This window comes from Pedobacter westerhofensis (assembly GCF_900182595.1).
In the GTDB taxonomy this organism is placed as follows: Bacteria; Bacteroidota; Bacteroidia; order Sphingobacteriales; family Sphingobacteriaceae; genus Pedobacter; species Pedobacter westerhofensis.
Map to the genome: position 1 here is coordinate 1 of NZ_FXTN01000001.1, position 12931 is coordinate 12931.

At 42.1% G+C, this 12931-nt stretch carries 13 protein-coding genes and 1 pseudogene; 2 read left to right on the forward strand and 12 right to left on the reverse strand.

The annotated features are described in order from the left end of the window. Positions 1–231 precede the first annotated feature (231 nt). The 12 genes from paoC to FN831_RS00055 form a co-directional block, all read right to left on the reverse strand. Positions 232–2442 carry an aldehyde oxidoreductase molybdenum-binding subunit PaoC gene (gene paoC, locus FN831_RS00005; protein ID WP_142526159.1) on the reverse strand — a complete coding sequence of 737 codons (2211 nt, stop codon included), beginning with the start codon at positions 2440–2442 and terminating at the stop codon, positions 232–234. Beyond that, the gene (locus FN831_RS00010; protein WP_142526160.1) at positions 2443–3393 is read right to left on the reverse strand and encodes an FAD binding domain-containing protein; all 951 of its coding nucleotides are present in this window, start codon (positions 3391–3393) and stop codon (positions 2443–2445) included. A 3-nt stretch (positions 3394–3396) separates the two neighbouring features. Beyond that, positions 3397–3495 (reverse strand): 2Fe-2S iron-sulfur cluster-binding protein, encoded by a 99-nt coding sequence (locus tag FN831_RS28225; protein ID WP_317132068.1) that lies wholly within the window; start codon positions 3493–3495, stop codon positions 3397–3399. Then, positions 3474–4043, reverse strand: a complete 570-nt coding sequence (locus tag FN831_RS00015) for a 2Fe-2S iron-sulfur cluster-binding protein (protein ID WP_262711861.1) — start codon at positions 4041–4043, stop codon at positions 3474–3476. The genes FN831_RS28225 and FN831_RS00015 overlap by 22 nt, the downstream gene beginning before the upstream one ends. A 35-nt stretch (positions 4044–4078) precedes the next feature. Continuing rightward, complete coding sequence (locus FN831_RS00020; RefSeq protein WP_142526161.1) at positions 4079–4486, reverse strand: cupin domain-containing protein; 408 nt, start codon at positions 4484–4486, stop codon at positions 4079–4081. A gap of 22 nt (positions 4487–4508) precedes the next feature. Continuing rightward, positions 4509–5459: a carboxymuconolactone decarboxylase family protein gene (locus FN831_RS00025; RefSeq protein WP_221931221.1), complete on the reverse strand. Its 951-nt coding sequence runs from the start codon at positions 5457–5459 to the stop codon at positions 4509–4511. Positions 5460–5467: 8 nt separating this feature from the next. After that, a complete protein-coding gene (locus tag FN831_RS00030; RefSeq protein ID WP_142526162.1) occupies positions 5468–6682 on the reverse strand; it encodes an MFS transporter in 1215 nt (404 codons plus the stop codon). Positions 6683–6720: 38 nt separating this feature from the next. Then, complete coding sequence (locus FN831_RS00035) at positions 6721–7197, reverse strand: cyclophilin-like fold protein (protein WP_142526163.1); 477 nt, start codon at positions 7195–7197, stop codon at positions 6721–6723. Positions 7198–7207: 10 nt separating this feature from the next. After that, positions 7208–8269, reverse strand: coding sequence for an NAD(P)-dependent alcohol dehydrogenase (locus FN831_RS00040; protein WP_185960333.1), 1062 nt, complete (start codon positions 8267–8269; stop codon positions 7208–7210). 134 nt (positions 8270–8403) lie between these two features. Beyond that, positions 8404–8886, reverse strand: coding sequence for a cupin domain-containing protein (locus FN831_RS00045; RefSeq protein WP_142526164.1), 483 nt, complete (start codon positions 8884–8886; stop codon positions 8404–8406). Positions 8887–8919: 33 nt separating this feature from the next. Continuing rightward, positions 8920–9837 carry an alpha/beta hydrolase gene (locus tag FN831_RS00050; RefSeq protein WP_262711862.1) on the reverse strand — a complete coding sequence of 306 codons (918 nt, stop codon included), beginning with the start codon at positions 9835–9837 and terminating at the stop codon, positions 8920–8922. Between the two features lie 147 nt (positions 9838–9984). Continuing rightward, the gene (locus FN831_RS00055; RefSeq protein ID WP_246101237.1) at positions 9985–10560 is read right to left on the reverse strand and encodes a DapH/DapD/GlmU-related protein; all 576 of its coding nucleotides are present in this window, start codon (positions 10558–10560) and stop codon (positions 9985–9987) included. Between the two features lie 188 nt (positions 10561–10748). Between FN831_RS00055 and FN831_RS00060 the strand changes: the two genes are divergently transcribed. Together FN831_RS00060 and FN831_RS00065 are read left to right on the forward strand one after the other, a co-directional pair. After that, positions 10749–11657, forward strand: coding sequence for a helix-turn-helix domain-containing protein (locus FN831_RS00060; protein WP_142526165.1), 909 nt, complete (start codon positions 10749–10751; stop codon positions 11655–11657). A 417-nt stretch (positions 11658–12074) separates the two neighbouring features. Continuing rightward, positions 12075–12901: pseudogene (locus FN831_RS00065) on the forward strand (SDR family oxidoreductase). Positions 12902–12931: the final 30 nt, after the last annotated feature.

The following is a 12931-nucleotide window of genomic DNA, read 5'->3' on the forward strand; positions in this document are numbered from 1 at the left end:
AACTCCTTCGGGTATGCTTTTCTCTGTTGTGACATAATTTCTGTTAAGATAAGTAATCCTCTTAACTCTGTGTCTACTCAAATGTAGCAAGTCCATTTGTTTAAAATCGATTATGAGAAATTGAGGGAATAATGATAATTAATTTAAACTATTAGGTCCGTTCACAGACTTAATGAGTCTTATAATAATCGTTCGAAAATAATGAGTTTGTATTTATTGTTCGGTAATAAATTAGGCGTTTATTTTAATTGTATCTAACAGCTTGTCCAAGGTGATGGGATAATCCCGTACCCTTACCCCAGTAGCATTATAAACTGCATTTGCAATGGCAGCTGCAACGCCTACTAAACCAAGCTCACCAATCCCTTTTGCTTTCATGGGAGACATAGTAGGGTCAACATCATCTAACAGGATGACTTCCTGATAAGGAATATCTGCATGTACGGGAACCTTGTAGCCTGCAAGATCATGGTTTACAAAAAAACCACGACTTTTATCAACAACCAGATCTTCCATTAAAGCGGCTCCAACGCCCATGGTCATTGCACCGACAACCTGGCTACGCGCAGATTTGGGGTTTAAAATTCTTCCTGCCTGACAAACTGCAAGCATTCGCCTAACCCGTATTTCACAGGTATACATATTCACTGCAACCTCAACGAAGTGCGCACCAAATGTATCCTGCGCATATTGCTTAGAAAGTTCTCCATAAGTCATTTCGTCTTCAGCGAATAGATCTCCTGTCTTTGCAGCATCACCCAACGCAACACTACGGTTACCTGAATGGACCTTACCGTCAGAAAATTCTGTTTTCTCCGGATCAAAACCAAACGATCTGGCCACCGATTCGCGAAGCTTTACACATGCGGCGTAAACCCCGGACGTAGAAGAAGCTGCACCCCATTGACCTCCAGAGCCAGAAGATTCGGGAAAGGCAGAGTCTCCTAGCTTTACGATCACTTTTTCGATATTTACACCCATCATTTCAGCTGCAGTTTGTCCGATAATAGTATAACTGCCTGTTCCAATATCTGTCATGTCGGTTTCTACAGTTATCATCCCTTCTTTATCCAAACGCACCCTTGCGGCTGATTTTGTAATTGGTGCACCACGAATCGCAGAAGCAACGCCTATACCAATTAGCCATTTTCCCTCTCGGATACTGCCCGGAATCGCCTGACGCCGTTTCCAATTAAATTTCTCTGCACCGTCGCGCAAACATTTTACCAATTGCCGTGTCGAAAAATTTCGTGTTGGGTTGGATGGGTCAACCTGCGTATCATTATGGATCCTAAATTCCACTGGATCAATCTTCAATTTTTCTGCCATCTCGTCCATCGCAATTTCCAGTGCCATCATGCCGCTGGCCTCGCCTGGTGCACGCATAGCATTGCCCTCAGCAAGGTCTAGCACTGCAAGTCGCAAATGAGACATTCGGTTTGCACCAGCATAGAGTGAACGAGTGGGTGCAGTTGCAGACTCAGTTCTACCACCAGCGATGTTGCCTGACCAGCTTTCATGTCCTATGGCTGTAATGGTACCGTCTGTTGCTGCTCCAATTCTGATGCGCTGAATTGTTGCCGGACGGTGCGTAGTATTGTTAAAGATTAATGGCCTTTGCAACGTCAGTTTTACAGGACGTCCTGCTGCTCTGGCACCCAGTGATGCAGCAACTATATCAGAGAGCACCGTACCCTTACCTCCAAACCCCCCACCAATAAAAGAAGAGATCAGTCTAACATTCTCTTTAGGTATTCCAAGCACATTTGCCAAATCCCGTACACCCCAGTTCAACTGCTGAATCGAACACCAGCAGGTTAGTTTATCACCGTTCCATCTCGCGAACGCAGCATGAGGCTCCATCATGGCATGGGATTGATCAGGCGTAGTATAAGTTTCATCAAGCTTAACAGCTGCAGTAGCAAAGGCTCCCTCAAAATCGCCAAGTTCAGTTTGGGGAGGGGGGCCAAACTGCCCGGCCTGTGGAGTAATAGCAGAATCTTTGACTGCTTCAAGGTCAAAAGATCCTTTAACCCTGGTATAAGTGATTTTCAACAATGCTGCAGCCGATCTTGCCTGTTCAAAAGTTTCTGCAACAATGACTGCTACTGCCTGATGGTAGTGATCAATATCTGGGCCGGCCAAAAGTTTGTCGGCATAAAATTTACCTTTCTGAAGTGGCCCTGCATTCTCGTAGGTAACAATAGCAAGAACACCTGGGGCATTTTTAGCAGCATATTGGTTAATGGAATCAATACGCCCTTTTCCAATGGCTGCGCCAACAACATATCCATAAGCATGACCTTTGTTGAGCTCATTATACTCGTAGGCATATTTTGCAGTTCCCGTAGTTTTTAAGGGCCCTTCGATTCGGTCTAAGGGCTTACCAATTACCTTCATCTGGTCAATTGGATTGGTGCCCGCTGGTTTATCAAATTTCATTTAGCTTCTCCCTTCTTTTAAGATACCTTCCAAAGTACGTTCTACTAGTTTAATCTTAAAAGCATTTTCATGTGTAGGCCTTGCTTTTGCCAAAAGCTTTTCTGTAAAAGCTTTTGATCCAAGAGGCAATAATTTTTCAATGCTTTCACTCCGCCAGGGTTTTGCGGCAACCCCACCTAACGCAATGCGGCCTGAACCGTCGTTTTGAAGAATGGCACCTACCGATACCAAAGCAAACGCATAGGAGGACCTATCTCGAACCTTATGATAGAAATGCATTCCACCTGTTGGCGGAGGAAGAATCACCGAGGTTATAAGTTCGGCTTTTCCCAGAACAGTTTCTATATGTGGTGTTTTTCCTGGAAGACGATAAAAGTCTGCAATCGGAATACTTCGGACCTTACCTTTAGGGTTTACCGTTTCAATAGTAGCGTCAAGAGCCATCATGGCAACTGCCATATCACTTGGGTGAGTTGCAATACAGGCATCACCGGAACCGATCACAGCCAGTTGACGGCTATAGCCATTTATGGCTGCACAACCACTGCCAGGAACCCGCTTATTGCAGGGCTGGTTGGTGTCATAGAAATATGGGCAACGGGTTCTTTGCAGGAGATTTCCTGCGGTTGTCGCTTTATTCCGAAGCTGTCCGGATGCCCCTGCAAGCAATGCTCTCGATAGAATTTGATAATCCCGTCTTACTGATGCATCCGAAGCAAGATCGGTATTTGAAAGCAGGGCTCCTATTCGGAGACCGCCGCTTGATGTGTGTTCAATTTTATTAAGTTCTAATTTGCCAATGTCGATCAGGTGTACAGGAGTTTCGATCTGTAACTTCATCAAGTCAAGCAAATTAGTACCTCCTGCAAGAAACTTTGATCCAGGCATGCGAGCTGCAGCTGCTGCAGCTTCTGCGGGAGTATGCACACGCTCGTAAGTAAATGATTTCATATGCTATGATAGGTGTGAGTTTACTTCTGCCATTGCCTCAGCAATGTTTGAATAGGCACCGCAACGGCAAATATTTCCGCTCATTCTCTCTCGTACTTCCATATTACTAAATTTTGATGTACAGTTAAATCTGCGCTTACGTGACTAGGAATGCCTGCTTTGATCTCCTGCAATACCGCTACCGCAGAACAAATTTGTCCGGGCGTACAATAACCGCACTGATAACCGTCGTGCTTAACAAAAGCGGCCTGCATGGGATGAAGGCTATCAGGAGTACCCAAACCCTCAATAGTCACTATATGATCTCCCTCATGTTGTAGCGCCAAAGAAAGGCAGGAATTGATCCGTCGTCCATTGACCAATACCGTGCATGCACCGCATTGCCCATGATCACAACCTTTTTTTGTTCCAGTAAGCTGCAGGTGCTCACGAAGGGTATCCAGCAAGGTTGTCCGAGTATCCATATGTAGCTGCTGGATTTTACCGTTAACAGTGAAACTGACTTTGGCAGATGGCACGATCTCAGCTTTGGCTATGGCGAGCGCTTCGACATTATTAATCGTACCAGCGGCAAGGGTGATCGTGACTGCTGCAGCTGTACCCACAATCATTTCCCTGCGGGTGAGGTTGAGTTTATTTGAATCTTCCATACCTTACATATATTGACAAAAATTTCAGAAACTGGTTAAACTTGACTATAATGTTCTTCATCGACAGGTTCTAACCATTCCGGTATCCCAGCAGTGATCGCCTGGTGCTCAAACCAACTGTCTTTTGTGGCGCCATGCCAGTGTTTGACACCATCCTGGATTACGACCACATCTCCAACTCTCAGGGCTTGTGCAGATTTTCCATATTCCTCATACCATCCCTCGCCTCCTGTTACCATCAAAATCTGAAATCCACCATTATGGCGATGCCAGTTATTTCTGCACCCTGGCTCAAAGGAAACATTACCTACTATGACACTTATATTAGGATCTGAGACTAAAGCGTTATAATAACTTTTTCCAATAAAGTGTTGAGCATATGCATCATTTATTTCGCCTATTGGGAAAATAACTCCATTTTGTACTTCTTCATGTTTTGCCATGGTGGTAAATTTAATTGGTATATTAATTTTCTATAAAAATGTCATTTATAAAGGCCAGAGCATTAAGTGTTCTAGGAAATCCCATATATGGTAGACATTGGGTGATCACGCCAATCAATGTGGCTTTATCATTTCCAACATTTTTATTGGCTTGTACATGTGCTTTCACCTGACTATCGGCGCCACCAAGACTGCTTACCATACAGAGTGTTAACAATTCTCTTGTTTTTAAAGCAAGCCCGCTACGGGTATAGAAATCACCGAAGCAAAACGCAGATAAATAATCCTGTATATGTTTTTGATTTTCAGGTGCACCTGCCCTCATCTTTGGTATAAGATCGCCAAATATTTCTGTCTGCACAGCAATTCCCTCAAGTAAGCGAGTTTCTTCGCTTACTGTCTTTTGACTTGGAAGTGGTAGAACAATGTTATTGGCTTTAAATACCCCATTTATTTCATTGATAGCATTCAATGTTTTTGGGAAACCGATATATGGTGCACATTGGTAAACCGCTTCTTTTATTTCAATAGGTGTTACCCCAATTTTTAACGCTGCAGCAACCTGTGATTTAAGTTGAGGCAAATTTTGATTTACTGTAAGAACAACTATTGTTGTGAGCTCCCGCATCCTGTTATCTAGGTTGCCCTGGTTATAAACCTCTCCAAAAATGAAACTGTTCATTATTTCCTGAAAATCAGGATCAGTTGCTTCTATGCCTTTTATCTCTTCGCCAAACAATTGCTTAAAATTTTCTTCGCTCTTCTCCTTACGTGTCATAATTGTTATCTCTTTTATTTTTTTGTTATTAACCTTAATTTCCGATTTACCTTTAGATTCGCCTATAGGAAGGGCTTTCGCTATTTTCAATTTGTCTAGCTGTTTGGTTTGCTGTGAATAAACTGTTCCTATAAATGTAACTAAAGTTAACATTGCAATTATTAAGGTTTTCATCGTCATATTTGCTGCTTTCAAATTTTTCTTTATCTGCTTATTATTTTTTCAATTTCGATCCCATGTTTGGCTTGTATTTTAAATGCGATTATTGCGACCAATGAAGCAATCAAGGTAAATAGGCTACTGCAAATGAATACGCCACGTGCACCCGTGTAATCAAAGAATAAGCCGCCAATTACCGCTCCTAAACTGATAGCCAACTGAATGGTGGCAACTTGGATACCACCACCGCTTTCAGCCTCGTCAGGAATGGTACGGGTAAGCCAGGCAACCCAACCCACTTGTAACACACCAAATAAAAGACCCCATAATGCTATGAGCGAAGCTGCGACAACATTGTATCCGCCAAATAATACCAAGAGTGCGACAACAATGCCCATTAGTAGGGGTGCAAAGCCCAATGATTTGTATAAATCCCAAGCTAAAAGATACCGCGCCGATATAGAACCAATCAAATTTGCAATTCCAAAACCCAATAAAACAGCAGATAACAGATTTGTATCAACGCCGGTAACAGTTTCTAAAAAAGGACGTAAATAGGTGAAGAATGTTGAATAACCGATATATAACATCAAGGCTGCCAACATTCCTGCCATTACATTTGGCCGTTTTAGAACTTTTATCAAAGTGCTGAATTTGACTGGCTTATCTACCGGCATTGAAGGCAAAGTAAATGCCTGCCAGATTAACGCTATTCCACCTATTACTGCTGAAAGAAGAAACACATTTCGCCAACCAATGTGAGCACCTAAATAACTCCCCACGGGGGCTGCTACAACTGTTGCGATGGAGACTGCGCCAAAGATTACCGAAAGTGCCTTTGGCACCTTTTCCTTTTGCACCAAGCGCATGGCAGTAGCAGCAGCCATGGTCCAAAAACCACCAATTCCGATACCTAACAGTACGCGGCCAACTAACAGTATGCCAAAATCTGGAGCAAATGCAACCAGCAGATTGGATAAGATTTGCATCAGACAAAAAATCAGCAAGATCCAACGTCTGTTTAGCTGTCTGGTAATAATTGCAATCACTAGACTTGTTACCATTGCCACTATCGCCGTAACCGAAATGGCCTGTCCTGCAACACCTTCCGTAACAGACAGATCTTTTGCCATGGGCGTCAATAGACTTACGGGCAAAAATTCTGATATGATCAATCCTGATACACCAAGCGCTACAGCGTATACGGCATTCCAGGAACTCTGTATATTTTTTTCTGGATTATAATTCAGTATCGTCATTTTTGGTTAACTGCTTTCTTTAACATTTCTGATAATGCTTACTGTAATTCAAACTTGACATTCACATCTCCGGATCCTAATTCAGCAATAAGTCCGGTTACGTTGTCAATTTTACCAAGCCTTGTGTAACTATATGAAGTATTGAAGCCCTTATAAAAAAGCACCAAACAGTTATTGCCATACAACATTAGATCCCCAACCTGAATATTCCCTACGGCAGATGCACTAGTTGGCAGGGTGCGAGGGAAGGGAAAAAATTTCTCGTTCGAATTGAGATCCTCCATCTTGATACTAAGTGGCAACATTGCTTTGAGTGCAGTTGCAGAGGCGTTATTATTAAGTGTCGCTGTAAAAACAGTTGTTCCTACTGTGATTTTCATCTTACTTCCTATTGGATTGCCAGTGTTTCCATTCTCCGAGTCTACTACTACAACTGTCTCCTCGCCTTTATCACAGCTAGACATGCCCAAACACAAAGAGCCAAGCAACATGATACTTATCAATAAATATTTCATCTTTTCAATTTTAGAATGTTGAGGCGTCGATCACATATCGGTATCTGGCTTCCTTATTTACTACTTTAATCCAGGCTTCGTTTATCTCCGTAGCTTTAATCACCTCTATTTGAGGATAGATCTTTTTTTCTGCGCAATAATCCATCAGCTCCTGGGTTTCAGGAATGCCACCAATCATCGAACCGTTAAAATTTACACGATTAAAAATCATGTTAAAATTATTGATGGTTAATTCGCCATTTACGGGTTGCCCCACCTGGGTAAAGGAGCCATAAGGCTTTACACAATCTATATAAGCCGACATTTCATATGCATATGGAACTGTTGAGATCATATAATCGAGCTTACCTTTCCATGGGCTTAAATCTTCTGCAGAATTAACTACAATTACCTCTTTTGCACCAAATCCCCTAATATCATCTGCTTTAGAAGACGAAGTAGTGAATGCATATACATCAGCTTCTTTAGAAATAGCCAATTTAATCGCCATATGTCCTAAACCACCAATTCCTACAACGCCAATCTTGTCCCCTTTTTTAAACTTCACTTTCATCATGGGAGAATAGGTTGTGATACCGGCACACAGCAATGGCGCTGCGTATTTCAGATCGATACTTTCAGGAATTTTAATGGCAAAATGTTCGGTTACCACAATATTATTGGCATAGCCTCCTTGGGTAATTCCCGATGGAGATGATTTTTCCAGCGAACCGTAAGTACCTACCATTCCTGTCGTTTCACAATGGTGCTCTTCACCATTCTTACAGCTTTCACATTCCATACAGCTGTTTACCATGCAACCAACGCCTGCCTTATCGCCTAATTTGAACTTGGTCACGTTTTTACCAACCGCAGTTACAATCCCTGCAATCTCATGTCCGGGAACCTGGGGATATTGTTCTGGTCCCCAATGTCCTTTAATGGTATGAATATCTGAGTGGCAAATGCCTGAAAATTTGATGTCGATCAATATGTCGTTGTCCCCAACTGCTCTGCGCTCAAAGTTCCAGGGAACCAATGTTCCTTGTTCATCTTTTCCTGCGTAACCCTTTGATGCTATATTTTTGCTCATAATTTCTTTATTATATGTTTGTGCTAAATTTTTATTGGACCTGCAAGCATTAATCCTGCACCAACGACGGCGGATTGATGAATAAATTTCCTCCTTGAAGAGTGACCTTTACGTTCCATATATATATATATTATTTATTTACTGAGATATTGTTCGTCTGTTACCTTCTGCAACCAGGTTACAATGCCCTTTTCTGTTTTTGGCAAGATGTATATTTGTAGCATTCCGGCTTGGGGGCTTGCACCATGCCAATGTTCTACGTTTGGAGGGCATTTCACTATGTCGCCTTTTTTAAGGGTCTGTCTTGGCTGACCTTTTATCTGGTGGTAACCCTCACCATCGGTGATGATCAGTATCTGTCCCGAGGGATGTGTGTGCCAGTTGCTTCTAGCACCAGGCTCAAAATAGACGTTTCCAACAACGGTATTATAGACCGAGTCATTTTCTATCAGACCGATGTTCCAGGCCTTTCCTGTAAAATTATCGGCAGGTCCAAGTTCACCTTTCGGAAATACAAAATTCGGATTATTCTGATCTACCTTGTTGGTGATCTGTGCCCTACTATTTATACTCAAGAGTATTAAGAAAGCAATTGCGCTTATTGATAATGTTTTCATCTGTTTTTAAATTTTAGGTTATAACTATCTTTTTTATTTCAAATGTTTTACAAAGAAGGTTTCTAGCTTATCGAATGGGATCAGGTCGGTTTTATCATATAGGTCTACATGTCCGGCATTAGGAATGATGACCAGTTCTTTTGGCTGGCCCGCACGTTTATAGGCATCTTCACTAAATTCGCGTGAGTGTGCCCTGTCTCCTGTGATGAACAGCATCGGACGGGGGGAAATGGTTTCAATATCATTGAACGGGTAAAAGTTGTTGAACTTTGTGTTACTGCTCAAAGTTGGATGTGTGGTCGTTTTTGATGAGCCGCCTTTAGGGGTATATTCCCCCCTTGGGGTACGATAGAATTCATAGAATTCACGCTGTATCGGATCGGTGTTTTCATTTAGCGCGTGAGTGGTTCCACCTGTATATTTGGTCTCGCCACCAGAAAATTTAACATATCGTTGCTCGGCAGCTTCTGCCTGATTTTTCTTGCGTTGTTCAAGGGTCTGCGAATGGTTCAAGGCATTGCGACTGGCAGAACCCATATCGTACATACTTACTGTTGCGATTGCTTTCATCCGTGGATCGATCTTGGCCGCACTGATTACAAAGCTTCCACTTCCGCAAACGCCGATAATCCCAATATTATTCCTGTCTACAAATGGTCTTGTGCCCAAAAAGTCGACTGACGCACTAAAATCCTCAGCATACATATCCGGCATAACCGCGTTGCGAGGTTCGCCCTCACTTTCGACCCAGAAAGATAGGTCGATTGCCAAGGTGATAAAGCCTCTGTCTGCCATAGATGAGGCATATACATCGGCACTTTGTTCCTTAACCGCCCCCATCGGGTGACCGACAATAATTGCAGGGTTCTTAGTTTTTCTATCCATGTTGTTGGGGATAAAAAGATGCCCGGCAACTTCTAGATTTATATTGGTTCTTGAACGTAACCGCAAATAGGGTTACCTTGTCACTTACTTTAAATGTCTTATAGTTTTTTGCTGATATTTCATTCATCTGTACTGAACTTGATGTTGATTGTGCCCTTGCGGTCCCATAACAAAGGACCATGGTAAGCGCAATAAAAATTGATTTTTTCATGTTTAAATGTTTTTAATAAATTTTGCCGGAACCCCTCCGACAACACTATTTGGAGCAACGTCTTTTGAAACAACGGCTCCGGCGGCAACTACAGCATTTTCTCCGATGGTAACTCCAGGAAGTATAGTTGCTCCTGCGCCAATCCAAGCATTTCGTTTGATCACAATTGGCTTTGTAAGCAAAGCTCTTCTATCTACTGGATCCAATGGATGATTCTCGGTCACAAGGTTAACCCTTGGCCCGATCAGTACATCATCTTCGATGGTGATACCACCCATATCGAGAAATGAACATGCGTGATTGATGAACACGTTTTTTCCTATACTGGTAAACTTTCCGAAGTTTGTATGGAAAGGGGCAAAAATTGTCGTGCTTTCATCGATTCTGGCACCTATAATCTCGCTAAGCAGAGCGCGTATGGAATTGATGTCGGTGGCAGTATTGAGCAGCCGCGAAAGTTTGATCGTTCTGTCAACTACTTCACTTATCCTGTAATATTCGGGGTCGTTCAATCTAATCAAATCGCCCGACCTTAACCTGTCTAAAATGTTTACTTGTTCAACTTCTACAGTCATCATTGTCGATTAATTTCATATACCGCTCTGGGTGTGATTGCCTTTCCCAAAATCTATAATACAAATATCGGCAGCAGGGCTGGCTTACGTTTTATACAGAATACTGTTTTGTTTACCACTTTTACGGATTCTCTATTACACGTGAACAACGAAGGTTCATTTTCGCTAAATTTGAGATGTAAACCAATGATATGGAAGAGGTAAAAAGATTGGACACTGTCCGCCAGTATAATGATTATGTCGGGGTAGACACACTGCATCCCTTAGTTAGTGTGGTTAATTTCAATGAAACGCCTACGATTATCCATTATCGACATTACATGGGTGTGTATGCCATATTTTTCAAGAATATCAAATGTGGAAACATGACCTATGGTTGCCAGACCTATGATTATGAGGACGGAACCATGGTATTTGTTCAACCCGGACAGGTCTACGGAATAGACAGCAATGGCGAAGCAGTTATCCCTTCCGGTTACGGACTGGTATTCCACCCTGATCTGCTAAAGGGAACACATCTGGGGAAGACTATCGGGGAGTACAGCTTCTTTTCTTATGAAGTTAATGAGGCACTTCACCTATCTAAAAAAGAGAAAAATACGATATTGGAGTCCCTGGAAAAGATTTCTGCAGAAATAGAGCAAAATATTGATAAGCACAGCAAAACGCTGATTGTTTCCAACATCGAACTCTTCCTGAACTATTGTATGCGCTTCTATGATCGCCAGTTTATCACCCGTAGCCATGCAAACAAGGATATTCTTCTTCGCTTCGAAAACCTGTTAATCGATTATTTCCACGCTGGCAAGGCTTCAGAGCTAGGTCTGCCAAGTGTGGCCTATTGTGCAGATCAGTTGCACCTTTCCCCGAACTATTTTGGCGATCTGATTAAGAAGGAAACCGGCAGTACCGCACTGGATTACATTCAGACAAAGATGATAGATCAGGCAAAAACCTACATTTTTGATCGCTCAAAAAATTTCAGTGAAATTGCAAGCGATCTCGGCTTTAAATATCAACAGCATTTCACCAGGATCTTTAAGCAAAAAACAGGTATGACACCGAATGAGTATAGGAATCTAAACTCATCATTAAATTAAGCAGAATCAGCTTACAATTGAGGATCTTCTTATCAATAACCCGTCCCAATTTACTATCAAAAACGGTGGAATAATGATAATGCGTTACATGAATACCTTCTTTTTTTGAGAAAAATCCGTCTAGCTGCCAGTGCTGTTTTATACATATCTATAATGGCTCTATAATTCATTTTCTTGTTTTTCCTACCCGGATCATATCCCCACTGCGCAATTACTTTAAGCATTAGTCGGCTTGCTTCCTGAAGAACCGGGCGCCTTTTAAGATTCATTGAGGTCTTCAGCGGCTTTTTGCTATTCAAGGCTGAAGGAGTGAATATACTGTTCATTTCTAACTCTTTTTCGGCTACATGATTTACCATTTTTACTACATGGCGCTAATGTGGACAGAATAATTTTGCACTATAAAATTTATTAAAAATGAAAAAAACGATTTTTATAACCGGAACTTCCTCCGGAATCGGTAAAGCAACCGTAAAGTTATTTGCCAGGAAAGGCTGGGATGTCATTGCAACCATGCGTAAACCGGAAAATTAGAAAGAAATTAATGAATTAGAAAACGTAACCTTATTGCCGCTGGATGTCAACGATCCGGAACAAATCAACAAAACCATAAAATCCGTTACGGAGAAATATGACATTGACGTCGTTCTCAATAATGCCGGATATTTGCTGATGGGACCTTTGGAAGGCATGTTGGACGAACAGATTGTACAACAGATACAGACCAATTTCTTTGGGGTGGTACGGGTCACCAAGGCATTTATTCCTTACTTCAAAGCAAAAATCAGGGTTTAATCCTGACCACAGGCTCCATCGCCGGATTACTGGCTTACCCTTTGGGAACGATGTACGATGCGAGCAAATTTGCCATTGAACGCTTCTGTGAGAGTCTTGCTTATGAGTTGGCACCACTTAACATTGGGGTAAAGATTATCGAACCGGGAATAGTAGTGACGGAATTGGTGGACAAAGCGCCTGCTGTTGCCCATCCTAATTATCAAGATTTAGCGGACTCAATGGCGAAAACATTTAGTCTGGATGGTGCCTCAAAATCGGATGATATCGCCGAAGTGGTGTATCAGGCTGCTACCGACGGCAGTTCGAAACTACGTTATATCTGTGGTGAGGACGCAATACAATTTTATGCTAAACGTATGGAATTTGGTGATGAAGCTTTCATAAAAGATATGCATCAATTGATAGACGTGGCAAAGAGCAATTCATCATTCACGCCCAAACAGTAAAACTTAATTTCCAGAACCTTTTTGGCTACA